The organism is Pinirhizobacter sp. (assembly GCF_036499745.1).
GTDB lineage: Bacteria > Pseudomonadota > Gammaproteobacteria > Xanthomonadales > Rhodanobacteraceae > Pinirhizobacter.
Genome location: NZ_DASYDG010000033.1, coordinates 34449 through 59692 on the forward strand (window position 1 = coordinate 34449; position 25244 = coordinate 59692).

Consider the following 25244-nt stretch of genomic DNA (forward strand, 5'->3'; position numbering starts at 1 on the left):
CCCAGCGCATCAGGAGGATGCCGCCGCCATGAAGAACCACGACAGGGAATTTGCCGGGCATGCGGTGTACTCGCCGCTCACCCTGAGCGTGTACGACGCGCTCGTGCTGGGCGTGTCCAATCCCCTGCTTTGGAAATGCCCGACGCAGAAGATCCTGGACTTCTACAACGAGAACATCTCGTCCAACCACCTGGACGTGGGCGTGGGCACGGGCTGGTACCTGGATCATTGCCGCTTCCCCGACCCCGCGCCCCGGCTGGCGTTGATGGATGCGAACGGCAACTCCCTGGACAAGGCTGCCAGCCGGGTGGTCCGCTACGGCCCGGAGACTTACCTCACCGATGTGTTGCAGCCGGTGCCCGGGCGCATCGAGCCCTTCGATTCGATCGCGCTCACCTACCTGCTGCACTGCCTGCCCGGCGACCTGGCCCGGAAATGCGTCGTCTTCGACCATCTCCGTCCGCTGCTGCGCGAGGGCGGCGTGATGTTTGGCGCCACCATCCTTGGTGCCAACGTCGCCTGTGGCGGTGTCGCACGCAGGCTGATGGCGTTTTACAACGCGCGGCAGATCTTCTCCAATACCCACGACAGCCTTGCCGGTCTTGAACAGGAACTGCACACCCGCTTCGACGACGTGCAGCTTCGCGTGATCGGTTGCGTGGCGCTGTTCCGCGTGAGGACCCGGGCGCCCTCCCGCTAGCAGGCTGCCGGCAATCCCCCTTGTCGACCGGGGCTAGAATGGCCCGGATCAATGAATGGAGCCGACCCATGCCGACTGCCCGCGTGACGATGATCCGCTTGACGATGGCGCTCGTTCTTGGCACTGCCGCATGCGCCGCACTCGCCGATGGTGTCACCCGCGAGGGCACCACCTTCCAGGGACGACAGGCCCGCATCAGCGCCAACGCCGATGGCTCGTTCCGCCTGGCCTATGATGGTGGCACGCGCGACATCGCCGCGCAGGCATGGAAAACCACCACCGCCAGCCCGTTGTTCGATGGCCTGTTCGCCATGGCCCAGGCCGATCTTGCCGCCGATTCGGTCAAGGCGATCAGCGACTCGGGTTTCGACCATGGCCAGCCGATTGCCTGCGATTGTTTCGTCACGGGTGAGAAATGGCCCTTCGTGTGGACGCGGGACCTTTCGTTCTCGGTGGACCTGGGCCTGTGGCGGTTCGACCCCCAACGCGCGCGCAACTCCTTCGCTTTCAAGATATCGGGCGTGCGCCAGCCCGGCGCGGGCGATGGCACCTATGTGATGCAGGACACAGGGTCCGGTGGCAGCTGGCCGATCAGCACCGATCGCGTGGTGTGGTTCACCGGTGCGCAGCATCTGTTGAGCGACAAGGCCTTTGCCGCGCGCTATGACAAGGCCCTGGCCGACACGCTGGCGCAGGACCGCAGCTTCGCCTTCGACAGCCGCCTGGGCCTGTACCGGGGAGAAACTTCGTTCCTGGACTGGCGCGAGCAGACCTACCCCGCATGGACAAAGGAAGATGTCACTTTCATCGCCGAATCGTTCGCCCTGTCGACCAACGTGCTGCACTACCAGGCGCTGCGCATCGCTGCGTCCCGACTGCATGACGGCACAGACTACGCCGGCCAGGCCGCGGCACTGAAAGCGGCGATCAACCATCGCTTCTGGCGCGACGACCGCGGCATGTACATGAGCTACATCGGCGGCGACGTGGAGCCCGCGCCGTTCGATACCTACGACATGCTGGGCCTGGCGCTGGCCATCGACAGCGGCGTGGCCGATACCGCCCATGCAAAGAAGATCCTGGCCAATTACCCGGTGTGGCCGGCGGGCACCCCGGTGATCTGGCCCGAACGCCGCGACCAGCCGATCTACCACAACCGCGCGATCTGGCCTTTCGTCAGCGCCTATGCCTTGCGTGCCGCGCGCCGGGCCGATGCGCCGGCGCACATCGAGCACGAGATACGCTCGCTGATGCAGGGCGCCGCGCTCTCAGGTTCGAACATGGAGAATTTCGAACTTGCCTCGCAAAAAATCCACGTCGACGAAGGTCCGCTCAGTGGGCCGGTGGTGGATTCACCGCGCCAGCTATGGTCGGTGGGTGCCTATCTGGGCATGGTGACGGAAGGCGTGTTCGGGCTGGAACCGGACGACACCATCGTGCCCAAGCTGCCGGTCGGACTGGCACGGGATCTCTTCGGCGACAACGACACCATCGCGCTCGATACCGGCGCCCGACGGATCGTGCTGCACAAGCCGGCCGGCATGGAAGGCAACCTGCTCGTGGCGGACAAGCGCAAGACATCGGGCCGCACCACGGATATCTGGCTGAAGGCCACGGCGGTACCTGAGGTGCCATTGCGCAAGGATGCCCCGCTGTACGCGCCGGCGGCGCCCAATGCGCCAGTGATCGCCAGTCATGGCGGCAGCGATAGCGTCAAGCTCCCGGCTGATGGCGTGTTGTACGTCAACGGCCAGCGCACCACGGCTACCACCCTGCCCCATCGGGCCACGGTGCAATGCGTGAGCGTCACCGTCGAACAACACGGGCTCGAATCCTTGCATAGCCCCACGCGTTGCGTGGGTGAGGTGCAATCCCTGCAAGGCGAAGGCCCATGGACGTTCACCCCGTCGCACGAGGGACCGGTGCAGCTTCGGTTGTCCTATGAGAACGATAATGGACCGGTGAATACCGGTGTGACCGCGGCGGTGCGCCGCGCGCAGATGCAGTGCGAAGGCGCCCCGGTGCAAGTGCAGGTGATCGTGATGCCGCACGGTATCCGCCGGCAGGTGTCCACACCCGCGCGCTTCAACGTACCCGCCCATGGTTCGTGCACCATCAGCCTGAAGCCTGGCTTCAACATGTCGTACCTGACGCAATTCGCGCATTACACGCAGGCGAAGGGCGGGGCATCAGGCCCGCTTGATACCGCACGTGTTTTCGGCGCGTCGGTGATGCCGCTGCCCTGAACGGACGATCAGGCGCACAGCTGCCCGATGAGGTCTTCCAGCAGCGAGCCTTCGTGGGTGGCCTGGTAGTTGTCGTCGAAGCCGATGCGGGTGAGGAGGTCTTCACAGGCATCGCGGAAGTCGTCGCGGATCTCCTGCTCGCCGCCCACCACCAGGCCGCCGGGACCGTGCAGTATGAGTTCGGCCAGTTCACTGGTTTCACGATGCGCGAGCAACAAGGTGCGCACTTCTTCCGAGATGCGGATCTTCATCGGTCAGCCTGGTCGTCCGGCCATGGTGAGTGGCTCGAGCTGGCCCGATTGTGCTGGCAGCAAGGGCATTTGACCAGCCCCCGCTTTTCGCTACGAACCAAGCTCCGATACCAATGCCGACATGGACGCGTTGATGTCATCGACATCCACCGCGGCATAGCCGAATAACAGGCCGGCCGGCCCCGGGCTGCCTTCATAAAAAGGGGTGATACCGTGAAGTCCGATGCCATGCGTGGCCGCGCGGGCAACCGTGTCCGCCTCACCGATGCCACGGAGCAACGCGGTGATATGGATGCCCGCCGACGATGGAGCCGCTTCCATCCACGCCGCGAGAGGTCCCTGTATCCAACCCAGCAGGGTTTCGCGGCGACGGGCATAGATGCGTTGCGCTCGGCGCAGGTGACGGCCGAAGTCGCCCTCCAGCATGAAATGGCCCAGCGCCAGCTGTGTCAGCGTGCATCCGTGCCAGTCGCCCAGTTGCCGCGCCTTGAGCAAAACCGGCATCAAAGAGGGCGGAGGGATGGCGTAGCCCATGCGCAGATCGGGAAACATGGTCTTGGAGAATGAACCCACGTAGATCACCACGCCGGCGTGATCGAGGCTTTTGAGCGACTCCACCGGCCGCCCGTCGAAGCGGAACTCACCGTCATAGTCGTCCTCGATCACCACCGCACCCCGGCGGGCGGCGGCTTCCACCAGGGCCACTCGCCGCTCCAGGCTCATCGGCATGCCCAGTGGGAATTGATGTGACGGCGTGACATAGATCACCCGCGCCTGGGCAGGGATGGCATCGACGATCATGCCCTGTGCGTCGACGGGTACCGGCACCACGTGCGCACCCAGGGCACGCATGGCCGCTCGCGCGGGCGGATAGCCGGGATCTTCCACGGCGACGGTGTCACCCGGTTCCACCATGACGCGGGCGATGAGGTCCAGTGCCTGCTGCGCACCGGCAGTCACCAGCACGTCGTTCCATTGGCAGGCCACGGCGCGTTGCATGCCCACGTATCGCGAAATGGCCAGGCGCAGTTCCTGTTCACCACCGGGGTCGCGGTAGTTCCCGGGCATATGTGCCTGCTTGCGCATGGCATGAGCCACGGCACGGCGCCAGGCGGCAAAGTCGATGATGCGCCGATCCACCACGCCACCACGGAAGTCCGCCCGCAGGCCTGCGCCGGGCCGCGGCATGGCGAGCGCGTCGGGAACCGATCGCCATAGGGACGCAGGCACGATGTCGATCGATACCGGGCTCCGCCCGGCGGAAGACGCCAGGTCCTGTCCGACGAAACTGCCTCTCGCTCCGCGGCCCACCACGAACCCCTCGGCCTCGAGTTGCTCGTATACCTCCAGCGTGGTCTTTCGACTGACCGCCAATTGCGATGCGAGGTCACGCGTGGACGGCAGGCGTTGGCCGGCGGCCAGGCGTCCTTCCACGATGGCCGCACGCAGTTGCCGGTAGAGCTGCGCGGTGAGCCCGTGGCGCTCGTCGATGGTGAGCTGGAGATCCACTCTTGGCTACCTTGGAATATCGAAAAATGGCCATTTTATAGCGCCATGTCGAAGCATAACCTGACTCCATTACCCATGCAGGAGTCACCGACCGATATGAAACAGCGCCTGGATTTCTACGAGGCCAGCCCCGACGCGATCAAGGCGATGCTCGGGCTGGAGCAGCGAGTGGCTAAAAGCGGGCTGGAGAAGCCATTGGTGGACCTGGTGCGCCTGCGAGCCTCGCAGATCAACGGCTGCGCCTTCTGCATGGACATGCACGTGGCCGATGCCCGTAAGGGGGGCGAGAACGAGCGCCGCCTGGCAACCCTGGGGGCCTGGCGGGAAACGCCTTTCTTTACCGATCGCGAGCGCGCGGCGCTAGCCTGGACCGAAGCACTCACCCTGGTGGCGGCGGGTCATGTTCCGGACGAAGTCTGGAACGAAGTGCATCCACATTTTTCCGAAGCTGAACTGGCCGACCTCACCTTGCTGGTGGTGGCCATCAACGGCTGGAACCGTTTTTCCATTGGCTTTCGCAAGCCCCTGGACTGAGAACCGGGGACACAAGAACCCTGCCGCGCGGTTGCGCGGCAGGGTCATGAAAGCCGGCGCGCCTACCTGGAAAGAGCCAGGCGCGCGCCGATACCGACCTGTTAGTGCGCGGTGGAGCCGGAAGCCGGGGCAGCGGTGCCGGAGGCAGCCGGGGCCATGGCCGAACCGGAGGTTGCCGGGGTCATGGCCGAGCCGGAGGTTGCCGGCGGGGTAGCTTCCGGAGCTGCAGCCGGGGCGGCCGGAGCCGTCGACGCACCAGCCGGAGCCGGCGGGGTGTCGCTGTTGTTGGAGCTGCAGGCAGCAGCCAGGGCGATGACGGAGGCGAGGGCGAGCAGGCGGAGCGAGGTGGTGGCTTTCATGTCTTTTTCCATGGCTTAAAAGGGCAAAGGGCAGACGCGATGCCAACCAGCGATTCGGTTGATTCTTCCACGGCATTGGAACACCGCGCCTGCGTTCGGATAGTGCAACTGCTTTTGTCAGCTGACGGGGATCGGTTGATGAAACCGATTTAACGACCCAGTTGCCGGTCCCCCGCCCAGGCCATCGCCTTTCGGCAACGTCCCAGGCGCCTATTCTGCACCGGATTGGGTCGAATCATTCAACCAGTCGCTAATTCCCTCACGCCGGCAAGCCTCGATAAATGACGACATCGAGCGCCGGCGCTTCACATAGCCTGCCATGTTTGGCCAGTTTGTGGCAGGTCGCGCCATGTTACGGGTCCAGCGCATCAGCATGGTAACGAGGAAATCCAGGCTCGTCAGGCGCCCCGACAGGAAGAAATCGCGGCCATCGGCCAGGTGATCGTCCAATCGTGCCACCGCCGCTTCGATGCGTGAGCGCGATACCGCCCGCATGGCGTCGGCGCCCGACGGGTCGCCATCGATGCCCGCATAGAACCAGTCGCGCATGGCCGGAAGCACGCTGTTGGCAAGGAATATCGTCCATTCCAGGTACTCGGCGCGGTCGCGGTCGCCGGGCAAGGGACCCCATTCGCGCTCGGGATGCCGCTCGGCAAGCAGGGTGGCCAGCGCCACGCACTCGTGCCGCGGCTGGCTATCGACGATGAGTGTGGGAACGCGCCCGGCCGGGTTGAGCGCCAGGTAAGCAGGATCTTTCTGCGCACCGGTATCGATGTCCACCAGCACCTTCTCGAAGGGCACGCCCAGCTCGATGAGCATCCAGTGGATCACGAAGCTCGCTGTGGAGGGTGAGTAGTAGAGCGTGTAGCCCAAGGCCGATCTCCCGTGATCCTGATCGCGAATTTTAGCCCAGCCCACAACCGTAACCCTTGATGTTGCGCTGCACCATAGGAAAGATTCACGTAGCACAAGACCTCTACATTTCCGTTACATTCGGATTGCCGCAACGCAACATGCGAGCCGCGCCACTTTGCCTGACCGGCGAATGCAGACCGGTGGCAGGGGATCTTCCAGCACTTCTTTCCACGAGGGGCAGCATGCGAATCCAGCCTGGCATCCGTCGTCATTCCTTATTCGTTGCGCTGGGCATCGCCCTCGCGCTCCCGGCGTCCAACGTCTTCGCGCAGGATCAGGCCCTGGCAAGCGCGGGGCCATCCGAACAGGACGCCCGGCAACTGCAGCAGGTGATCGTGACGGGCACCCGCACCACCAACCGGACGGAGGCTGAATCCCTTTCGCCGATCGACGTGCTGACGCCGGCCGACCTTTCAGCCAGTGGAAGCACGGACCTGGCCTCGGCCCTTTCCTCACTGCTGCCATCGCTGGATTTCCCGCGCCCGGCGATCAACGACGGCAACGATGCGATCCGGCCGGCCAGCCTGCGGGGCCTGTCGCCCGACGACGTGCTGGTGCTGGTGGACGGCAAGCGTTACCACACCACCAGCCTGATCAACTACAACTCCGCCATTGGCCGTGGCTCGGCACCGGTGGATCTGAACTCCATCCCGGTTTCAGCCATCGATCATATCGAGGTGCTGCGTGATGGTGCCGCAGCGCAGTACGGCTCCGATGCCATCGCCGGCGTGATCAACGTGGTGCTCAAGCACGGCGGTGAGGCAGGCCAGAACTCGATCACCGCCAGCGGCGGCATCCAGGACAAAGGCGACGGCGCGCAGAACGGCCTGATGGGTTCGGTAGGCATTCCGCTGGGCGGCGATGGCAAAGGCGGCAAGGCGCCGGGCTGGGTGCGCCTGGCCTGGAATTACAGCAACACCATGAAGACCAACCGCGCGGAGAATACCGATATCTCCACCACGCTTGCCGGTGCGCCCAATCCCAGCGGCATTCCGTACGAGCGCTACGGTGATCCCTCGGTGGTGACCAAGCAGGCGCTGTTGAACTTCGGCTACGACATTACCCCGGGGGTGGAACTTTACGGCTACCTCAACCTCGGCCGCCGCGAAGTGGATTCCAATGGCTATTACCGCGCCTTCGATTCCACCCGCAACGTGATCGAGGTGTACCCCAACGGGTTCCTGCCGCACATCATCAACAACTCGAACGACAGTGCCGCGGTACTGGGAGCGCGCGGCACCACCGACGGTGGCTGGAGCTGGGACGCCTCGGCCGATTACGGCGTGAACAACCTGGTGTTCGATATCGGCAACTCGATCAACACCAACCTTTACCGCTCCACGGGTTCTTCGCCTACCTACTTCTACGCCGGCGGGTTCCGCAACGAACAGGGCGTGGCCAACCTGGACATCAGCAAGCCGCTGCAACTGGGTTGGCTGCCGAACCCACTGACGCTTTCCTTCGGTGGTGAATACCGGCACGAGAAATACACCATCGACGCCGGCGAGCCGGATTCGTACTACTTCAATCCCGATACGTTGATCCCCGGCACCACGGGCCCCTATGCCGGTGGTTCGCAAGTGTTCCCGGGTCTCACCCCATCGGTGGCGGGTACCTTTACCCGCCATAGCGAAGCGGCTTACGTGGACGCCGAGACCGACATCACCAGCCGGTTTTCCGCCGGTGCCGCGGCGCGTTATGAGCACTACAGCGATGCAGGCTCCACGCGGTCGGGGAAACTGTCCGGACGCTTCCAACTCACCGACACGGTCGCCCTGCGCGGCACGGTGTCCAATGGCTTCCGCGCGCCGTCATTGGCCCAGCAGAACTACGAATCGGTGGTCACGCTGATCCAGAACGGCACGCTGGCGCAGATCGGCACCTTCCGCACATCGGACCCCGCCGCCATCGCTCTGGGCGCCAAGCCACTGACCCCTGAGAAATCCACCAACTACGGCCTGGGCGCGGTATGGCAACCGGACAATGCCTTCAGCGCCACGCTGGATGTGTACCAGATCCGCATCTGGAACCAGATTCTCTATTCCGACCAGATCGCCGTGGATCCGACGCCGACCAGCCAGGTGACCGGTGCCCAGTTCTTCGTCAACGGCGCCACCACCCGCACACGCGGCGCGGACCTGATCCTGAACTACACCACCGATCTGGACACCTGGGGCAAGCTGCGCTTCTCAGCCAGCGGCAATTACAACAAGACCAAGGTGCTTGAGATCACCACGCCGGCGTTCGGCCGCAGCAGCGAGGGCTTGTTGACTTCCAGCACGCCGCGTACCAAGTACGTATTCGCCGGTGACTGGCTGCTGGGCAACTTCGACCTGCATGCCAACCTCACCCGCTATGGCGCGGTGATACGGCGTGGCGACCTGGACGACACCAGCCAGGACCAGAAATTCTCCGCGCGCTGGCTGCTGGATCTTGCCGCCAGCTATAACGTCGATGCCTGGACCTTCACCCTGGGGGGCGACAACGTCACCAACCAGTACCCGACCAAGTCGGCCCTGAACAACATCTACGAAGACCGGGCGGACGGCCTGCAGTACTCCTCGCTATCGCCGTTCGGGTTCAACGGCCGCTATTGGTACGGGAAGGTCACCTTCAAGTTCTGACCGTTGCACCGCGCCGGTTTCACGCTTCGCCGGTTTATAGTCGGGCCCGACCTCTTGCTAAGGAAACGGGCCCATCGCCACCTGGCGCACCATCCTCGTCGTTGCCTGCCTGTCGTTGACGGGCAACGCCTCCGCCCAAGCCATCCGTGTCGGCTCCAAGGCTGACAACGAGGGCGCCGTGCTCGGCCAGTTGATCGTGCAGGTGCTGCGCCATGCCGGCATGAGCGTGGACGACCGTACGCAGCTGGGGCCCACCGCCATCGTGCGCCGCGCCCTTCTGGCGGGCGAACTGGACATCTATCCCGAATACACCGGCAATGCTGCGTTCTTCTTCCACCGGGAAGACGACCCGGCATTTCGCGATGCATCGGCCGCGCATGCGCTCGCCGCGACGCTCGACCTCAGGGCCAACGCACTGGTGTGGATGAAGGCAGCGCCGGCGGACAACCATTGGGGCATCGCCGTCCCGCGCGCCGTGGCAGAGCGGGAGCACGTGCGCACACTGAACGACTTCGCACGCTGGGTGAACAGCGGTGCGCGGGTGAAACTGGCAGGTTCCGCGGAGTTCGTCGACAGCGCCGCGGCATTGCCTGCATTCGAGCAGGCCTACGGCTTCACCATGCAAGGCTCCCAATTGCTGGTGCTGGCCGGCGGCGATACCTCGGTGACGATCAAGGCCGCGGCCGAAGGCACCTCGGGCGTAAACGCCAGCATGGTGTACCTGACCGACGGCGCCCTGGCGGTGACGGGCCTGGTGGCACTGGAGGATCCCCGCCATGTCGAACTGGTGTACCAGGCGGCGCCGGTGGCACGCGCGGCGTTGTTGAAAAAGTATCCTGCCATTCCCGCCCTGCTCGATCCGGTTTTCGGACGCCTGGATGTCGACACGCTGCGCCGGTTGAATGCGCGCACCCAGGTGGATGGCACCGATGCCTCGGTGGTGGCGCACGACTTCCTGGAAGGTATCCATGCGCTGGACTGAGCGCACCTGGCCGCTCGCCCTGTTGGCGCTGGGCGTGACCGGCCTGCTGGCGTCGGTGGCATTGAACGCGGTCGTGCTGGCGCCGAACCGGTTGCTTACGGGGCACGGTTACGTGTCCATCGCCCTACCCGCCCTGCGATGGCTGCCCCTGGCGTGGCTGGTGGTACTTGCGACGGCACGCATGAGGGGCATGGCGGGCCTGGTCGTTGCCATGTTGTTGTTGCCGGCCCTGCTGGTGGCCACGGGGTTCGCCGCCAACGGCTTGCTTGCCACGGCGGGCGGACACGCGCGGGTGCAGTTGGGCTCGGGCTTCTGGTGCATGGCCACCTCGGCGGTGTTGCTGGTGGCTGATCGCCAGCGCGAGATCCGGATGCGGGCTTCCCTGCGCCTTGCATGCTGGATAGGCCTTGCCATGCTGGTGGTGGCGATGACTGCGGCGGGCATGTTCGACAGGCTGTCCATCGTGCAGGAATTCGTCCTGCAGCGAGCGCGTTTCCTCACCGCCGTGGGGCAGCATCTGTTACTGGCTTTCTCCGCCACCGCTGCCGCGGTGGTCCTGGGCGCGCCGCTGGCCGTGGCGGTAGCGCAGCGCCGACGCGGCCGCGGTATCTCCCTGGCCGTGTTGAACCTGGTGCAGACCATTCCGTCGATGGCGCTGTTCGCCCTGCTGGTGGCGCCCCTGGCGTGGCTGGGCGTGGGCGGTACCGGCAATGCACCGGCCCTGGTGGCGCTCACCGCCTATGCCTTGCTGCCTGTCATGCGCTACACGCTGGCGGGCCTGGCTACGGCTCCATCTTCAGCCCTGGACGCGGCGCGCGGCCTGGGCCTGCAACCGTGGCAGGTGCTTACCCGGGTGCAGTTGCCGCTGGGGCTGCCGGTATTCGCCGCGGGCCTGCGCATCGTGCTGGTGCAGTCGATCGGCCTGGCCGCGGTGGCGGCGCTGGTGGGTGCCGGTGGCCTGGGGCGCTTCGTGTTCCTGGGTCTTGGCCAGGGTGCCAACGACCTTGTCATGCTGGGGACGCTGGCCATCATTGCGCTGGCCCTTGCCGCCGATGGCGCCTGCCGCGCTCTGGAACGATGGATGGAGCCGCACGCATGATCGAATTTTCTAATGTCAGTAAACGATTCGGGCAGGACGAGGCGGTCGATGGCGTATCGCTGAGCATCGCTTCGGGCGAGTTGTTCGTGATGGTCGGCCCTTCAGGTTCGGGCAAGTCCACCTTGCTGCGCATGATCAATCGCCTTGTCGAGCCCGACGAAGGCTCGGTGTGCATCGACGGGCAGGATGTACGCAATACCCCCGTGACTGAACTTCGCCGCGGCATCGGTTATGCCATCCAGTCGGTCGGCCTGTTTCCGCACTGGTCGGTGGCAAGGAACATCGGCACCGTTCCCCGCCTCCTGGGCTGGAAGGAAGATCGCATCGCATCGCGCGTTGCGGAATTGATGGCGATGGTGGAGCTCGATGCCAGCATTGCCAAGCGCCTGCCGGCAGAGCTCTCCGGCGGCCAGCAACAACGCGTGGGTGTGGCGCGGGCGATGGCGGCGCAACCGATCATCGTGCTGATGGACGAGCCCTTCGGCGCGCTCGATCCGGTCACGCGCGAAAAACTCCAGCATGCCTTCCGCCGCATCCACGCCGATATCGGCACCACCGTGGTGTTCGTCACCCACGACATGGATGAAGCGCTGCAATTGGGTGACCGCATTGCCTTCATCGATGGCGGGCATGTCCGTCAGTGCGGCACGCCGCTGGAACTGCTGCTGCACCCGGCCGACGATGTCGTCCGCGGTTTCGTCGGTGGCACCTCGGCGGGTTTGCGCCTGCTGTCGGTGCGCAAGGTTCGCGATGTCATGGCGCCAGGCAACGTGGCTGATGGAACGCCGTCGATCCATGCCGAGGCCGATCTTCGCCAGGCGCTGTCGATGATGGTCGACCGGGGCTTGCGTGCGCTTCGCGTCGATGGCGCCGGGGACCAGGTGATCAGCCTGGACGGCCTGCTGGTGCCGCCGTCATGAACTGGCGCATCGCCGTGCCGGCGCTCACCCTGGCGGCGCTGCTGCTTTGGCTGCCGCATTCGGCACCTGCCTTCCACGCGATGTTCCCTTCGGTGGGAAAACCGGTGTACCTGCGCACTGGGTTCGGGCAACTGTTGGCCATCCATGCCGGCATCGTGTTGCTGGCGAGCGCCACGGCGGTGCTCGTGGGGCTGGCCGTGGCCGCACTGGTGACGCGCCCCTTCGCACGCAGCCTGCTGCCGACGGCCAACGCCGTGGCCGTGGTAGGCCAGACCATCCCGCCGGTGGCCGTGCTGGTGTTGTCCGTCCCCTTGCTCGGTTTCGGTGCGCCGCCTACCCTGTTGGCGCTTACCGTGTACGGGGTGCTGCCGGTGCTTGGCCAGGCCATCGCGGGCCTGCGCAGCGTCCCGCCGGAGGCGATCGCCGCCGCTGACGGCATGGGCTACGGGCCCTGGCGGCGCCTGAAGGATGCCGAGTTGCCCCTGGCGGTACCGGCGATCATGTCCGGCGTGCGGCTATCGGTGATCGTGGCCGTGGGCACGGCCACGATCGGGTCCACCGTGGGCGCCACCACCCTTGGCTCGCCCATCATCGAAGGGTTGGTCGGCAACAACCCCGCGTACGTCGTACAGGGCGCGCTGTTGGTGGCTGCCCTGGCGATGCTGGCCGATGGCCTGCTCGAATGGGTGGAACGGCGCGTTACTTCGCGTGGTCGCTAAGCCAGTCGACCACGGTTGAGGTCATCGCCAGGCGCTTGTCCGAATAAGGATGGTCGGTGTCGAAGTGGCGGGTCTGGACGTCCGCGTCCCCGGCCTTGCGCAGTGCATCGGCCAAAGCCTCCGCCGAGGGCTGCAGGCCGTCGTTGGCGGTGACCAGCAGGGCCGGGCGGTCTTTGAGCATCGGCACCCACGACTGGAATTTCCAGGTGGCGGCATTGGCCTGGGCTTCGGCGACCAGTCCATCCACGCTGCAGCCCGCCAGCGGAAGGATGTCTTCCTCCCATTCCTTGCGCTCAGCGCCCTTGACCATGTCCGCGGTGACGCTGCCCATGTCGGCGCCGGAAATCATCACCAGGCCCTTGACGTCTTTCGCATGGCCCACGGCCCAGCCCGCGGCAAAGCCGCCCATGCTATGACCGGCGACGAAGATCCGGCTGCGGTCGATGCGATAGTCCTTCGCATGGGCCGGGTCCTGCACGAACGCCACGGCGGCATCTGCATCCTCCAGCACGTGGGCGAACGAGAACGTGCCCGGACTGCCCCATGACCCGCGGTAATGCAGCGTCAGTACATTGAATCCGGCACGGCGGACGGCTTGCGCCAGGTCGAGGTTTTGTTCATTGCCGGGAAAACCATGGAAAAGCACCAGGGTGGGATGCGGCCCTACGCCCGGGGCGAGGTAAAACACCGCATTCATCTTCGAACCATGGCTGTCGATCTGGGCGACCTGCATGCTGGCCGGGTTTGCCTTGTCAGCCGGTGGGTCGGCGGTGACTACGCCGGGGTGGGGATAGGGAGCGGCGGAAACGCCGAAAACCAGCAATGACAGGACAAGGCAGGGCCATATCGCGCGCATCGGGGACATTCCTGTTGCTGGAGGTGTCCAAGCGTGGAACCTGCCGAATTTGAGCGCAAGGTGAACCGGTGTATTTCGCGGATGTTGTGCTATAAATGATTTGTATGACAAATGACCCTGAGGGGGTCCATGTGGCACGAACGACGGGACCGCGAAACCTGCATGGCCAGGTGGTCCAGGAACTGGGGCAGATGATCGTCGGCGGCAACCTTGCGCCGGGCGAGGCGTTGCCGCGTGAAGAAGCCCTGGCCACCCGCATGGCGGTCAGCCGCACGGTACTACGCGAAGCGCTGAAAGTGTTGGCTACCAAGGGCTTGATCGAAACCCGCCAGAAGACCGGCATGCGCGTGCGCGAGGTGCGCTTCTGGAACCAGCTCGACGCCGATGTCCTGGCCTGGCGTTGCGCGGCGATGCCCACCGACGACTTCGTCGACAAACTGGTGGAGATGCGCGAGATCGTCGAACCCGCCGCCGCGGCCGCCGCCGCGCGCCGTCGCGACGACATCCAGTTGGCGGAGGTCGCCGCCGCCTACGAGGCGATGGACGCGGCCATGGACCTGGACGCCTGGGCCGAAGCCGACGTTCGCTTCCACGAGGCGGTGCTGCGCGCCACCAACAATGAATTGCTCGGCTCGCTGTTCTCGGTGATCCAGACCGCGCTTGCCACGTATTTCCTGATGTCCGCCCGTACCACCGCCAACTTCCGTTATTCCCTCCCCCAGCACCATGCCGTGTACGACGCCATCCGCCGCCGCCGGCCCAACGCCGCGGCCGACGCGATGCGCGGCCTGATCAGCGATTCGCGCGACACCCTGAAAACGCGCCGCGCGGTAAAACCATGAACCACCTGATCGCCCTGGATTGGGGCACCTCCAGCTTCCGCGCCTACCTGCTCGATGCCGCCGGTTCCATCGTGGAAACCCGCTCCAGGCCCTGGGGCATCCGCCAGTTGCCCGACGGTGGCTTCGGTGGCGCCTTCGCCGCCATGGTGGCCGGCTGGCCCGACTGCCCGGTGATCGCCGCCGGCATGGTGGGCAGCCGGAACGGCTGGCAGGAAGTGCCCTACCTTGATATTCCCGCAGGCGTCGATGAGCTGGCCGCCGCGCTGGTGCCGGTCGCCGCCCCTGGCGGACGCGTAGTGCACCTGGTGCCAGGCCTGCACAACAGCCGCGGACCCGACGTGATGCGAGGTGAGGAAACCCAGCTGGTCGGCGCGCTGGCGCTGCGGCCGCCGCCCCAGGGTGAAGCCACCGTGGTGCTGCCGGGCACCCACAGCAAATGGGTGCGGGTGAAGGAAGGCGTGGTCACCGATTTCGTCACCACCATGACAGGCGAACTCTTCGCCCTGCTGTCCCGCCATTCGATCCTGGCGGTGGAGATCAAGCCCGATGCACCCCTGGATGTCGATGCCTTCAGTCGCGGCGTGCGCACCGCACGCGCCAGTGGCGCTGCCGGAGGCGTGTCGCGGCTGTTCTCGACGCGGGCGTTGATGCTCGATGGCACGCTCGATGCCTCAAGCGTCCCGGATTACCTCTCGGGCCTGCTGATCGGCGAGGAAATCCGTTCCACCCTGGCCGATGGCCGCATGGACTGCACGTTGCCGCTGCGCCTGGTGGGTGATGCCGCCCTGGGCGCGCGCTACCGCATGGCCGCCAGCGATTTTTCCCTCACTGTTTCACCTGCCGTGGAGGACACCGCCGCCCACGGGCTGTGGCTGATCGCCCGGCGTGCCCATTTGCACGAACGAACCATCCACGGAGTTTCCCCATGATCGGCGCCTGGCTTGGCCCCCTTCCGCTCGTCGCCATCCTGCGTGGCATCACCCCAGGCGAGGCCGCCGACACCGGCGATGTCCTGGTCGATGCGGGCTTCCGCATCCTTGAGGTACCCCTCAATTCCCCCGACCCTTTGCGCAGCATCAGCATCATGTCCGAACGCTTCGGCGACCGTGCGCTGGTGGGTGCCGGCACCGTGCTGTCGCCCGCGCGTGTCGAAGAAGTCGCTGCCGCCGGCGGCAAGATCATCGTCATGCCGCATGCGGATGTGGCGGTGATCCGCGCGGCCAAAGCCGCGGGGCTTTACTGCCTGCCGGGTGTGTCCACCACCACCGAGGCCTTCGCGGCGCTCGACGCCGGCGCCGATGCGCTGAAGATTTTCCCGGCCGAGCTGATCGGCCCGCATGTACTCAAGGCGTGGCGAGCCGTGCTGCCGAAGGATCTGGCGTTGCTGCCGGTCGGCGGCATCGAGCCCGGCAACATGGCCGGGTTCGTCGCGGCCGGGGCGAACGGTTTTGGCATTGGCGGGGCGTTGTACGCACCAGGCCGGCCGATCAGCGACACGAAAGCCCGCGCGCAGGCTTTCGCACAGGCCTGGGCTGCATTGGCCGCCAAGGGAGCCGGCGCATGAAGATCACCGCGATCACCACCTTCATCGTGCCTCCGCGCTGGTGCTTCGTGCGCGTGGACACCGACGCCGGTATCAGCGGCTGGGGTGAGCCGGTCATCGAGGGCCGCGCGCATACCGTGGCCGCTGCGGTGAGCGAACTGGCCGACTACCTGATCGGCAAGGATCCGCGCCACATCCAGGATCACTGGAACGTGTTGTACCGCGCCGGTTTCTACCGGGGAGGCCCGGTGCTTATGAGCGCGCTCGCCGGCATCGACCACGCCCTGTGGGACATCCACGGAAAGGCGCTGGGAGTGCCCGTGCATGCCCTGCTGGGCGGGCCCGTGCGCAACAAGATCCGTGTGTATTCGTGGATCGGCGGCGATCGCCCGGCCGACACCGCCGACGCCGCCCGGGCGGCAGTCGCCCGCGGTTTCAGCGCCGTGAAGATGAACGGCACCGAAGAACTGCAGTACGTCGATTCGCATGCCAAGGTCGACCGCATGCTGGCCAATGTGCAGGCCGTGCGCGAAGCCGTCGGCCCGGACATCGGCCTGGGCGTGGACTTCCACGGCCGCGTGCACAAGCCCATGGCCAAGGTATTGATGCGCGAACTGGCACCGTACAACCTGATGTTCATCGAAGAGCCCGTGCTCTCGGAGCATCTGGAGAGCATTCCGGAACTGGCGGCCATCTCGCCCGCGCCGATCGCCCTGGGCGAGCGGCTGTATTCCCGCTTCGATTTCAAGCGCGTGCTGCAGACCGGCGGCGTGGACATCATCCAGCCCGACCCGGCGCATGCCGGTGGCATCACCGAAACGGTGAAGATCGCCGCGATGGCCGAAGCCTATGACGTGGCCGTGGCCCTGCATTGCCCGCTGGGGCCGATCGCGCTGGCGGCGAATCTGCAGATCGATGCCGTCAGCCACAACGCGTTCATCCAGGAGCAGAGCCTGGGCATCCACTACAACGCGGCGAACGACCTGCTCGATTACGTGACCGACCGCAGCGTGTTCGCCTATGAAGACGGTTTCGTCGCCATCCCCAACGGGCCAGGTCTTGGTATCGAAGTGAACCAGGCCTATGTGGATGAACGCGCCGCCGTGGGCCATCGCTGGCGGAACCCGGTGTGGCGCCATGAAGACGGCAGCGTGGCGGAGTGGTAATGAACCAGATGTACGCCAGCTACCCGAGCCTGCGCGACCGCGCCGTGCTGATCACCGGCGGTGCCAGCGGCATCGGCGCGTCGTTCGTTGCACAGTTCGCCCGCCAGGGCGCACGCGTGGCCTTTGTCGATCTCGACGACAACGCCGCGACCGACTTGATCGGATCCCTTGGCGATGCGCCTTTCAAGCCAGTCTACGCACACACCGACCTCACTGACCTGGAAGCCGTTGCCGCATCCATCCAGGCATTGCGCGCGCAAACCGGCCCGTTCGGTGTGCTGATCAACAGCGCCGCCAACGACGCAAGGCATTCGCTCGACCAGGTGGACGAAGCCTTCTTCAACAAGAGCCTTGCGGTGAACCTGCGCCACCAGGTGTTCGTCACCAAAGCCGTGGTGCCTGACATGAAACAGCTGGGCCACGGCTCGATCATCTGCATGGGCTCCACCGGCTGGATCCAGAAGAACGCAGGCTACCCGTTGTACGCGATGGCCAAGGCCGCGGTACGCGGCTTCGTCAACGGCATGGCGCGGGAGCTTGGCGCGCAGAACATCCGCATCAACTGCCTGGTACCGGGCTGGGTGATCACGCCCAAGCAGCGCGAGCTTTGGCTCGACGAAGAAGGCGAGGCGTCGATCCGGCGCATGCAGTGCATGCCCGGCCACATCGAGCCCGACGACCTGGCCCGCGCCGCACTGTTCCTGGCCGCCGACGACAGCCGCATGTGTACGGGCCAGGATTACATCGTGGATGGTGGCTGGGTATGACCGATTCGCGCATCGCCCATGCGGCGGGAAACATCCTGGGTGAAGGCGTGCAATGGGACGACCGCGGCCAGTCGGTGTGGTGGACGGATATCGCCGGATGCACGCTTTGGCGCCTGCACCCGGCCAGCGGTGACGTTGCCCATTGGACCATGCCCGAGCGGCTGGCTTCGTTCGCGCTTTGCGACGATCCAGGCGTGCTGTTATTGGCGCTGGCTTCGCGACTGGCCTTCTGGCGCATCGATAGCGGCGAACTGCTGGAGCTGATGGAAGTGGAACCGGGAAAGCACACGCGCGCGAATGACGGCGCCTGCGATCGCCAGGGCCGCTTCGTCTTCGGCACGCTGCACGAGCCGGCCACTGGCCCGAAGCAACCCGTGGGCGGTTTTTACCGTCTCGATCGCCACTTGCAGCTTGAACACCTGCCATTGCCTGGCGTGGCAATCAGCAACTCGATTGCCTTCAGCCCCAGCGGCGACGTGATGTACTTCTGCGACTCGCTGGACAAACGCATCATGTGCGTGGATTACGGCGACACCCTCGGCACACCGCGCGTGTTCGTCGATCTTCGCGATGAACCGGGCGAACCGGACGGCTCCACCGTCGATGCCGACGGTGGGCTGTGGAATGCGAGCTGGGGCGCTGGCCGGGTATGCCGCTATGCCGCCGACGGAACCCTCGCTGGCGTGTTCGAACTGCCGGCACAACAGCCGACACGGCCTGCCTTCGGCGGGCCGATGCTCGATCGCTTGTACGTCACCAGCGCCAGCGACGGTTTGCAAGCGGCGGCGCGCGACGTGGGCGATGGTGCACTGCACATATTCGAGCCGGGCTTCACTGGTTTGACCGAACCCCGCTTCGCGGGTGCACCACCCACGGGCCGGGCATGGCAAGATGCCCGCGCTACCCATTGAACGACGACTTCCAACGCACCTCGGGAACACCCTATGAATAGCGTTGCATCCACTGCCGCGGCCACTACACCGTCGCATGCCAAAGCCACGGCCATCTTCACCTGCATCCTGGCCGCGCTCGCCGGCCTGATGTTCGGCCTGGACATCGGCGTGATCTCCGGCGCCACCGATTTCATCAAGGCCGATTTCGCCATCAGCGATCGCACCATCGAATGGATCGTGAGTTCCATGATGATCGGCGCTGCAGCAGGCGCGCTCGGTGCTGGCTGGCTGTCCTCGTCCCTGGGCCGCAAGCGCTCGCTGGTCCTGGGCGCCATTCTGTTCGTCATAGGTTCGGTGCTCTGCGGCGTCGCGACCAATCCCGAAACGCTGATCGTCGCCCGCGTGATCCTGGGCCTGGCCATCGGCATCGCATCGTTCACCGCACCGCTTTACCTGGCCGAAGTGGCTCCGGAGCGGATCCGTGGTGCGATGATCTCGCTCTACCAGCTGATGATCACCATCGGCATCCTGGTGGCCTTCCTGTCAGACCTCGCCTTCAGCTACACCGGCAGCTGGCGCTGGATGCTCGGCATCATCGCCGTCCCGGGCGCGTTGTTCCTGCTCGGTGTGCTGTGGCTGCCGGACAGCCCGCGCTGGCTGATGATGAAAGGCCGCACGAAAGAAGCGGAGGACGTACTGCTGAAGCTCCGCGGTAACCGTGGGATGGTCGATCATGAGATGGCCGACATCGCCGAGTCGCTTCAGACCCCGCAGCGCGGCTGGCACCTGTTCCAGGAAAACAGCAACTTCCGCCGCTCGGTGGGCCTGGGCGTGCTGCTGCAGGTGATGCAGCAGCTGACCGGCATGAACGTGATGATGTACTACGCGCCGCGCATCTTCGGCACGCTGGGCTACGATCATGAATCACAGTTGTGGTTCACCGCCATCGTCGGCCTGACCAACGTGCTGGCTACGTTCATCGCCATCGGCCTGGTCGACCGCATCGGCCGCAAGCCCATCCTGTACGCCGGCTTCGTGGTCATGACCATCTCGCTGGCGATCGTCGGCACGATGATCCACATCGGTACCACCACCCGTGCCGAGCAATACTTCACGGTGGGCACCTTGCTGGTCTTCATCATCGGCTTCGCCATGTCGGCCGGTCCGCTGATCTGGACACTGTGCTCGGAGGTGCAGCCGCTGAAGGGCCGCGACTTCGGCATCGGCGTGTCGACCTTCACCAACTGGGCGATGAACTGGGTGGTGGGCAACACCTTCCTGACCCTGGTCAACGGTATCGGCCCGGGGCAGACGTTCTGGCTGTATGCGGCCTTCAATGCAGTATTCATCGTGCTCACGTTCTGGCTGGTACCGGAAACCAAGGGCGTCACGCTGGAAGATATCGAGCGCAAGCTGATGCACGGCAAGAAGCTGCGCGATATCGGCGCCTGATCGACATGGGCGAGCTCGATGGCAAGGTCGCGCTGGTTACCGGTGCTGCCAGCGGCATCGGCAAGGCCATTGCGCAGGCCTTTCACCACGCCGGTGCGCGGGTGGTGATCGCCGACCTCGACCGCGACGGCGCCGAAATGGTGGCCGGTGAAATCGACGGCGGCCGTGGCGATGCGATGGGCGTGGCCATGGACGTCACCGACGAAGAAGCCGTCAACCAGGGCTTCGACGAGGTCGCCACGCGCTGGGGAGCGTTGGACATCCTGGTGTCCAACGCGGGCATCCAGATCATCGCACCACTGGTCGACCTGGAGTTCGCGGCCTGGAAAAAGATGCTCGCCATCCACCTCGATGGCGCGTTCCTTACCTCACGTGCGGCGATGCGGCAGATGCTTGCCGCCGGCAAGGGCGGCTCGATCCTGCTGATGGGCTCGGCGCACTCGCACGTGGCGTCGAAGTTCAAGGCGCCTTACGTCACCGCCAAGCACGGCCTGCTGGGCCTGGCCCGCACCATCGCGAAAGAAGGCGCGGCGCAGGGCATCCGCGCCAACGTGCTGTGCCCGGGTTTCGTCCGTACGCCGCTGGTCGATAAACAGATTCCAGAACAGGCGAAGGAGCTTGGCATCAGCGAAAGCGAGGTGATCCGCGATGTGATGCTGCGCGACACGGTTGACGGGGAATTCACCACGCTTGACGACATCGCCCGCGTGGCGGTGTTCATGGCGGCCTTTCCCACCAGTGCGATTACCGGCCAGTCGCTGCTGGCTTCGCATGGTTGGGTAATGAACTAGGCATCGCGCCGGGCACCGAAAGCTAGAGCGCCCTCATCACCTGCGCCGCCAGTTCAAACGACTTAAGCCGCGCAGCATGGTCGAAGATCTGCGCCGTCAGCATCACCTCATCGGCGCCGGTGGTGGCGATGAAATCCTTCAGCTTCGCGCGCACGGTATCGGCCGAACCCACCGCCGCGTACTGCATGGTGTGTTCCAGCCCACGCTTCTCCATCTCCGTCCAACGGCCGTCCATGGTGTCCACGGGAGGTTGCAGCTGGCCGGGAGTGCCGCGCCGCAAGTTCAGGAACTGCTGCTGCAACGAAGTGAAGAGGTACCGGGCTTCGTCATCGGTGTCGGCGACGAAAGCGTTCACGCCCACCATCGCGTAGGGTTTGTCCAACTGCGCGGACGGACGAAACAATGTGCGATACACCTGCAGCGCCTGCATCAATGCATCGGGTGCAAAATGCGATGCGAAGGCGAACGGCAGGCCCAGCTCCGCCGCCAGGCGCGCACTGAACAGGCTCGATCCCAGCAGCCACAGGGGAATATTCGAATCCTGCCCGGGCACCGCGCGGACGCGCTGCAATGGGTGCGGTTCGCCCAGGAACTGCTGCAGTTCGGCGACGTCTTCGGGAAACCGCTCGTCGCTGGCTCCCAATTCCCGGCGCAGGGCGCGCGCGGTGAGTTGGTCGCTACCGGGCGCGCGGCCCAGTCCAAGGTCGATGCGGCCGGGGAACAGCGCTTCGAGGGTGCCGAACTGCTCGGCGATCACCAAAGGCGCGTGGTTGGGAAGCATCACGCCCCCGGAACCCACGCGGATGGTCGAGGTGGCCGCAGCGACGTGGGCGATCACAATCGAGGTGGCCGCACTGGCAATGCCAGACATATTGTGGTGTTCGGCAAGCCAGAAGCGCTTGTAGCCCCAGGCTTCCGCATGCACCGCCAGGTCGCGGCTGTTGTTCAGGGCGTCGCTGGCGCTGCCGCCCTTGACGATGGGGGAGAGGTCGAGAACGGAATAGGAAGTCATGCTCCGTCAGATGGCGGCATGCCCGGGCATTGCAAGATCAGGAGGCAGGAACCGGCAGTGGCACCGTGGTCACACGCTCGCCGTCGACCGGCGCATAAAGGTCCATCACCAGGCTGATGCCGTCGGGGCCCGCCTTGATCGGCCGCGAACCTGGCGGATTCACGCTTGCCGGCCGCGCGGCCACGCGGGCGGCAAGGGTGCGGTAATCGCCCTTCAGGGTGCGCAGCCACAGTGCGGTGCCGAACATGCGCAAGGTGGCGGCGTAATCCCGGTTGCGCCGCAGGTACGGCACGAAATTCGGCACGCCGGCCACGGCCAGGTCCACACCCTGGACATTGCCGATCCGGTCGATGAAATCTGGGGTGGGCCGGGGCTGGATGGCATCGTCCAGATGGGCATCGGCCAGTTCCGCCGCCCGCACGTCGGCCTTGCATGCGGCCACGAATGCAGGTGCTGCCAGCCGGCGGGTCTGGTCGCGGCTGAGCAGCCACGAGGCGCCGCCCGCGCCATGCTCCACCACCGGGAAATTCTCCACGCTGCCAAAGCTGCCGCGCCACTGGGCACGGGAAACCTCGCAGAAATCTACGTCGGCATCCACCGGCGGCGCGAACGCCGCGGCGCAGATAGCGGGCACCGGCGCGTCATCGGGCATCTGCGCCAGCATGTCCATGGCCAGGCCCCCGGCTTCGATCGCCCAGCGTGCCGTGATCATCGAGCCGAGCGCATCGTTGCCACCCACATGCAGGCGGCGCATGGTCAGCGCGCTGGTGCAGGCCTGGGCCAGGCCTTCCTGCTGCCGGCCCTCGACGAAATCCGAAGCCGCCGCCGTGAGCCAGAGCGCCTGCACGTCGCCGATATCCGGACCGGGCGCCGCCGTGACCGGCGGCATGTCGTTCCAGAGGTAATCCATGCCGGCCAGGCCGGCGATGGCGGCCAGACGGTCGGCATGGCGGGTCAGCGCCAGGCGCGTGGCCTCCGGATGGGTGCGCACCTGCGCCAGGCACTGGGAGACAGGACGGCAGATCGCCGCGCGGTCGTCGTCGGTAAGCTTGGGCAGGGCGGCGTAATGGTTCTCGGCCCACTTTCTGAACGGCGGCACGGGTGTGCCTGCACGTACCGCAACAGCGCGGTCGCGCAACTGGGCGAGGTCCTGGGCATAGGCCGCCTCGCGCTCGCCTGCTGGAATGATGTAATCGAGCAACCACAGGGCGTGCCAGGCGTTCTTCGCCGGCAACGGGGTGGAGTCCACGCGCAGCAGTTCCAGCGCATCACGCTCGGCAGCGCTGGGCGCGCGAAAGCGGCCCCATGCAGCCAGGCCCAGTGCCAGCAACAGAAGCAAGAACACCGCGCCAGCGATGCGCCTGGCCAACCCCATCGATCCCATCCCCCTGCTTCGCCACGGTCAGCGTGGCCGGATAGTACCGGTATCGGCCGGGGATTCAACTAGTTGAGTGGGAAACCTGTGCGGGTGGATGAACGGCCCGGGTAAAAGCCTTGGGCTTTATTCCGCTTCGGCGAAGGGAAAGGGGGAGGCAAATTGCCCCCACCCTTCGGCCAACGGAGCGCGGCTGCGAGACTTTAGGTTCCTACTCAGCTGATCCGCTTGATACCGGAAGCGCGGCGGCGACCTCGCGAAACGACAGCAACGCAGCTTCCAGGTGATCAATGATCTCCTGAGCCAAAACATCTGGGGGTGGCAGATCGTCGAGGTTGTCCAGGCTGTCATCCTTCAGCCAGAAGATGTCCAGGCTCGCTTTATCGCGCGCTACCAGCGTCTTGTAGTTGAAGTACTTGAAGCGCTCGGTTTCCTTGCGCTTATGCCGGTTAGTCGGGTTGTAACAGGCGATGAAGTCCTGCAGGTCTTCCGCCTTCAGCGTCTTCGTCTTCAGGGTGAAATGCTTATTCGTACGAAGGTCGTAGATCCACACGCCTTTGGTCTGGACCTTGCCAACCTTGGGTTTTGCATCGAAGAACAGTACGTTCGCCTTCACACCCTGCGCGTAGAAAATGCCTGTGGGCAGCCGCAGCAGGGTATGCACGTCACACGTTTCCAGTAGCTTGCGGCGAATCTTCTCGCCAGCGCCGCCCTCGAAAAGCACGTTGTCGGGAAGCACCACGGCCGCCTGGCCGGTTGTTTTGAGCATCGACACGATGTGCTGCAGGAAGTTGAGCTGCTTGTTCGAGGTGGTCTGCCAGAAGTCCTGGCGCTCATAGGTCAGCGCGTCGCGGTCTTCCTGGCCGTCCTCGTTGGTGATGGTCATGCTGCTCTTCTTGCCGAAGGGCGGGTTGGCCAGCACGTAATCGAACTTTTGCTTCGACTCTGAGATCAGGGCATCGGAACGATCCACCGTCGGCTCGCCATCGAGGTCGCCGACGTTGTGCAGAAATAGATTCATCAGGCACAAGCGACGAGTCGCGGCGACAATCTCGTTTCCGAAGAACGCTTTGTGGCGTAAGAACTCCTTCTTTCTTTTGTCGAGTTGACTCCCGGGCCGCGTGAGCCATTCGTAGGCACCGAGAAAGAAACCGCCGGTGCCGCAGGCCGGGTCGGCAATGGTCTTCATCGGTTCCGGCTGCACGCACTCGACCATGGCCTGGATCAGTACGCGCGGAGTAAAGTATTGGCCGGCACCGCTCTTGGTGTCCTCGGCGTTCTTATGCAGCAGGCCTTCGTACAGATCGCCCTTGGTGTCGGCATCGAGGCTGATCCAGTCTTCGGCATCGATCATTTGCACCAGCCGCGCGAGTTTAGCCGGGTCTTGAATCTTGTTCTGAGCCTTGAAGAAGATCGCGCCGAGCATGCCAGGTTCCTCGCCCAGCCGGTGCAACACTTTCAGATAGTGCGCTTCCAACGGCTCGCCGACCTTGCGTCGCAGGCTCGCCCAATCGCAGCTCTTGGGAACGTGGGTCTCGCGGTTATAAGGGGGCAGCGAATACTCGTGCGCCATCTTCAGGAACAGCAGGTAGGTCAGCTGTTCTAGATAGTCGCCATAGCCGACGCCGTCATCGCGAAGGGTGTGACAGAAGTTCCAGATTTTCTGGACAAGGGCGGTGCTGTTCATCG

The 25244-nt window shown here is 65.1% G+C and carries 24 protein-coding genes; 16 read left to right on the forward strand and 8 right to left on the reverse strand.

Going from position 1 to position 25244, the window contains the following annotated elements; translation table 11 throughout:
- Nucleotides 1-28: 28 nt before the first annotated feature.
- A complete protein-coding gene (locus VGM61_RS12865; protein ID WP_331523229.1) occupies nucleotides 29-700 on the forward strand; it encodes a class I SAM-dependent methyltransferase in 672 nt (223 codons plus the stop codon).
- A gap of 68 nt (nucleotides 701-768) precedes the next feature.
- The gene (locus VGM61_RS12870) at nucleotides 769-2946 is read left to right on the forward strand and encodes a Six-hairpin glycosidase-like protein (RefSeq protein WP_331523230.1); all 2178 of its coding nucleotides are present in this window, start codon (nucleotides 769-771) and stop codon (nucleotides 2944-2946) included.
- Between the two features lie 8 nt (nucleotides 2947-2954).
- Here VGM61_RS12870 and VGM61_RS12875 read toward each other — a convergent pair whose 3' ends face one another.
- On the reverse strand, nucleotides 2955-3197 hold the full coding sequence (locus tag VGM61_RS12875; RefSeq protein ID WP_331523231.1) for a hypothetical protein: 243 nt from the start codon (nucleotides 3195-3197) through the stop codon (nucleotides 2955-2957).
- A 90-nt stretch (nucleotides 3198-3287) separates the two neighbouring features.
- On the reverse strand, nucleotides 3288-4706 hold the full coding sequence (locus VGM61_RS12880; protein WP_331523232.1) for a PLP-dependent aminotransferase family protein: 1419 nt from the start codon (nucleotides 4704-4706) through the stop codon (nucleotides 3288-3290).
- A gap of 96 nt (nucleotides 4707-4802) precedes the next feature.
- Here VGM61_RS12880 and VGM61_RS12885 point away from each other — a divergent pair, with 96 nt between their 5' ends.
- Nucleotides 4803-5240, forward strand: a complete 438-nt coding sequence (locus VGM61_RS12885) for a carboxymuconolactone decarboxylase family protein (RefSeq protein WP_331523233.1) — start codon at nucleotides 4803-4805, stop codon at nucleotides 5238-5240.
- Nucleotides 5241-5341: 101 nt separating this feature from the next.
- Here VGM61_RS12885 and VGM61_RS12890 read toward each other — a convergent pair whose 3' ends face one another.
- Nucleotides 5342-5599: a hypothetical protein gene (locus tag VGM61_RS12890; protein ID WP_331523234.1), complete on the reverse strand. Its 258-nt coding sequence runs from the start codon at nucleotides 5597-5599 to the stop codon at nucleotides 5342-5344.
- Between the two features lie 210 nt (nucleotides 5600-5809).
- Complete coding sequence (locus VGM61_RS12895; protein WP_331523235.1) at nucleotides 5810-6472, reverse strand: glutathione S-transferase family protein; 663 nt, start codon at nucleotides 6470-6472, stop codon at nucleotides 5810-5812.
- Nucleotides 6473-6696: 224 nt separating this feature from the next.
- On the opposite strand from VGM61_RS12895, the gene VGM61_RS12900 reads away from it, so the two are divergent.
- The 5 genes from VGM61_RS12900 to VGM61_RS12920 all read left to right on the forward strand — a co-directional run bounded on the left by VGM61_RS12900 (nucleotide 6697) and on the right by VGM61_RS12920 (nucleotide 12858).
- Nucleotides 6697-9138, forward strand: coding sequence for a TonB-dependent receptor (locus VGM61_RS12900; protein ID WP_331523236.1), 2442 nt, complete (start codon nucleotides 6697-6699; stop codon nucleotides 9136-9138).
- 115 nt (nucleotides 9139-9253) lie between these two features.
- Nucleotides 9254-10120, forward strand: a complete 867-nt coding sequence (locus VGM61_RS12905) for a glycine betaine ABC transporter substrate-binding protein (protein WP_331523237.1) — start codon at nucleotides 9254-9256, stop codon at nucleotides 10118-10120.
- Nucleotides 10107-11219, forward strand: a complete 1113-nt coding sequence (locus VGM61_RS12910) for an ABC transporter permease (protein WP_331523238.1) — start codon at nucleotides 10107-10109, stop codon at nucleotides 11217-11219. The genes VGM61_RS12905 and VGM61_RS12910 overlap by 14 nt, the downstream gene beginning before the upstream one ends.
- Nucleotides 11216-12139: an ABC transporter ATP-binding protein gene (locus VGM61_RS12915; RefSeq protein WP_331523239.1), complete on the forward strand. Its 924-nt coding sequence runs from the start codon at nucleotides 11216-11218 to the stop codon at nucleotides 12137-12139. The genes VGM61_RS12910 and VGM61_RS12915 overlap by 4 nt, the downstream gene beginning before the upstream one ends.
- On the forward strand, nucleotides 12136-12858 hold the full coding sequence (locus VGM61_RS12920) for an ABC transporter permease (RefSeq protein WP_331523240.1): 723 nt from the start codon (nucleotides 12136-12138) through the stop codon (nucleotides 12856-12858). The genes VGM61_RS12915 and VGM61_RS12920 overlap by 4 nt, the downstream gene beginning before the upstream one ends.
- On the opposite strand, the gene VGM61_RS12925 is transcribed toward VGM61_RS12920, so the two are convergent.
- On the reverse strand, nucleotides 12839-13714 hold the full coding sequence (locus tag VGM61_RS12925) for an alpha/beta hydrolase family protein (RefSeq protein WP_331523241.1): 876 nt from the start codon (nucleotides 13712-13714) through the stop codon (nucleotides 12839-12841). The genes VGM61_RS12920 and VGM61_RS12925 overlap by 20 nt on opposite strands.
- Before the next feature lie 131 nt (nucleotides 13715-13845).
- Between VGM61_RS12925 and VGM61_RS12930 the strand changes: the two genes are divergently transcribed.
- Genes VGM61_RS12930 through VGM61_RS12965 form a run of 8 tightly spaced genes read left to right on the forward strand, consistent with a single transcriptional unit; the run spans nucleotide 13846 to nucleotide 21168 of the window.
- Nucleotides 13846-14556, forward strand: a complete 711-nt coding sequence (locus VGM61_RS12930; protein ID WP_331523242.1) for a FadR/GntR family transcriptional regulator — start codon at nucleotides 13846-13848, stop codon at nucleotides 14554-14556.
- Nucleotides 14553-15485 (forward strand): 2-dehydro-3-deoxygalactonokinase, encoded by a 933-nt coding sequence (locus VGM61_RS12935; protein WP_331523243.1) that lies wholly within the window; start codon nucleotides 14553-14555, stop codon nucleotides 15483-15485. The genes VGM61_RS12930 and VGM61_RS12935 overlap by 4 nt, the downstream gene beginning before the upstream one ends.
- Nucleotides 15482-16120 carry a 2-dehydro-3-deoxy-6-phosphogalactonate aldolase gene (locus VGM61_RS12940; protein ID WP_331523244.1) on the forward strand — a complete coding sequence of 213 codons (639 nt, stop codon included), beginning with the start codon at nucleotides 15482-15484 and terminating at the stop codon, nucleotides 16118-16120. The genes VGM61_RS12935 and VGM61_RS12940 overlap by 4 nt, the downstream gene beginning before the upstream one ends.
- Nucleotides 16117-17265, forward strand: a complete 1149-nt coding sequence (gene dgoD, locus VGM61_RS12945; protein WP_331523245.1) for a galactonate dehydratase — start codon at nucleotides 16117-16119, stop codon at nucleotides 17263-17265. Before VGM61_RS12940 ends, dgoD begins: the two co-directional genes overlap by 4 nt.
- Nucleotides 17265-18032, forward strand: coding sequence for an SDR family oxidoreductase (locus tag VGM61_RS12950; protein WP_331523246.1), 768 nt, complete (start codon nucleotides 17265-17267; stop codon nucleotides 18030-18032). Before dgoD ends, VGM61_RS12950 begins: the two co-directional genes overlap by 1 nt.
- Entirely contained in the window at nucleotides 18029-18943 is a 915-nt protein-coding gene (locus tag VGM61_RS12955) for an SMP-30/gluconolactonase/LRE family protein (RefSeq protein WP_331523247.1), read from the forward strand. The genes VGM61_RS12950 and VGM61_RS12955 overlap by 4 nt, the downstream gene beginning before the upstream one ends.
- 33 nt (nucleotides 18944-18976) lie before the next feature.
- Entirely contained in the window at nucleotides 18977-20377 is a 1401-nt protein-coding gene (locus VGM61_RS12960) for a sugar porter family MFS transporter (RefSeq protein ID WP_331523248.1), read from the forward strand.
- Nucleotides 20378-20382: 5 nt separating this feature from the next.
- The gene (locus VGM61_RS12965) at nucleotides 20383-21168 is read left to right on the forward strand and encodes a 3-hydroxybutyrate dehydrogenase (RefSeq protein ID WP_331523249.1); all 786 of its coding nucleotides are present in this window, start codon (nucleotides 20383-20385) and stop codon (nucleotides 21166-21168) included.
- Between the two features lie 22 nt (nucleotides 21169-21190).
- Here VGM61_RS12965 and VGM61_RS12970 read toward each other — a convergent pair whose 3' ends face one another.
- The 3 genes from VGM61_RS12970 to VGM61_RS12980 form a co-directional block, all read right to left on the reverse strand.
- Entirely contained in the window at nucleotides 21191-22180 is a 990-nt protein-coding gene (locus tag VGM61_RS12970) for an LLM class flavin-dependent oxidoreductase (RefSeq protein WP_331523250.1), read from the reverse strand.
- A 37-nt stretch (nucleotides 22181-22217) separates the two neighbouring features.
- Nucleotides 22218-23555: a hypothetical protein gene (locus tag VGM61_RS12975; protein WP_331523251.1), complete on the reverse strand. Its 1338-nt coding sequence runs from the start codon at nucleotides 23553-23555 to the stop codon at nucleotides 22218-22220.
- 211 nt (nucleotides 23556-23766) lie between these two features.
- On the reverse strand, nucleotides 23767-25242 hold the full coding sequence (locus VGM61_RS12980; protein WP_331523252.1) for a class I SAM-dependent DNA methyltransferase: 1476 nt from the start codon (nucleotides 25240-25242) through the stop codon (nucleotides 23767-23769).
- Between the last annotated feature and the right edge of the window lie 2 nt (nucleotides 25243-25244).

Bases quoted from the DNA above. Each gene is read 5' to 3' on its own strand.
- VGM61_RS12955 (WP_331523247.1), top strand. From the start codon at position 18,029: ATGACCGATTCGCGCATCGCCCATGCGGCGGGAAACATCCTGGGTGAA.
- VGM61_RS12980 (WP_331523252.1), bottom strand. From the start codon at position 25,242: ATGAACAGCACCGCCCTTGTCCAGAAAATCTGGAACTTCTGTCACACC.
- VGM61_RS12940 (WP_331523244.1), top strand. From the start codon at position 15,482: ATGATCGGCGCCTGGCTTGGCCCCCTTCCGCTCGTCGCCATCCTGCGT.
- VGM61_RS12950 (WP_331523246.1), top strand. From the start codon at position 17,265: ATGAACCAGATGTACGCCAGCTACCCGAGCCTGCGCGACCGCGCCGTG.
- dgoD (WP_331523245.1), top strand. From the start codon at position 16,117: ATGAAGATCACCGCGATCACCACCTTCATCGTGCCTCCGCGCTGGTGC.
- VGM61_RS12890 (WP_331523234.1), bottom strand. From the start codon at position 5,599: ATGAAAGCCACCACCTCGCTCCGCCTGCTCGCCCTCGCCTCCGTCATC.
- VGM61_RS12970 (WP_331523250.1), bottom strand. From the start codon at position 22,180: ATGACTTCCTATTCCGTTCTCGACCTCTCCCCCATCGTCAAGGGCGGC.
- VGM61_RS12885 (WP_331523233.1), top strand. From the start codon at position 4,803: ATGAAACAGCGCCTGGATTTCTACGAGGCCAGCCCCGACGCGATCAAG.
- VGM61_RS12975 (WP_331523251.1), bottom strand. From the start codon at position 23,555: ATGGGGTTGGCCAGGCGCATCGCTGGCGCGGTGTTCTTGCTTCTGTTG.
- VGM61_RS12865 (WP_331523229.1), top strand. From the start codon at position 29: ATGAAGAACCACGACAGGGAATTTGCCGGGCATGCGGTGTACTCGCCG.
- VGM61_RS12960 (WP_331523248.1), top strand. From the start codon at position 18,977: ATGAATAGCGTTGCATCCACTGCCGCGGCCACTACACCGTCGCATGCC.
- VGM61_RS12915 (WP_331523239.1), top strand. From the start codon at position 11,216: ATGATCGAATTTTCTAATGTCAGTAAACGATTCGGGCAGGACGAGGCG.
- VGM61_RS12935 (WP_331523243.1), top strand. From the start codon at position 14,553: ATGAACCACCTGATCGCCCTGGATTGGGGCACCTCCAGCTTCCGCGCC.
- VGM61_RS12925 (WP_331523241.1), bottom strand. From the start codon at position 13,714: ATGCGCGCGATATGGCCCTGCCTTGTCCTGTCATTGCTGGTTTTCGGC.
- VGM61_RS12965 (WP_331523249.1), top strand. From the start codon at position 20,383: ATGGGCGAGCTCGATGGCAAGGTCGCGCTGGTTACCGGTGCTGCCAGC.
- VGM61_RS12900 (WP_331523236.1), top strand. From the start codon at position 6,697: ATGCGAATCCAGCCTGGCATCCGTCGTCATTCCTTATTCGTTGCGCTG.
- VGM61_RS12870 (WP_331523230.1), top strand. From the start codon at position 769: ATGCCGACTGCCCGCGTGACGATGATCCGCTTGACGATGGCGCTCGTT.
- VGM61_RS12875 (WP_331523231.1), bottom strand. From the start codon at position 3,197: ATGAAGATCCGCATCTCGGAAGAAGTGCGCACCTTGTTGCTCGCGCAT.
- VGM61_RS12920 (WP_331523240.1), top strand. From the start codon at position 12,136: ATGAACTGGCGCATCGCCGTGCCGGCGCTCACCCTGGCGGCGCTGCTG.
- VGM61_RS12910 (WP_331523238.1), top strand. From the start codon at position 10,107: ATGCGCTGGACTGAGCGCACCTGGCCGCTCGCCCTGTTGGCGCTGGGC.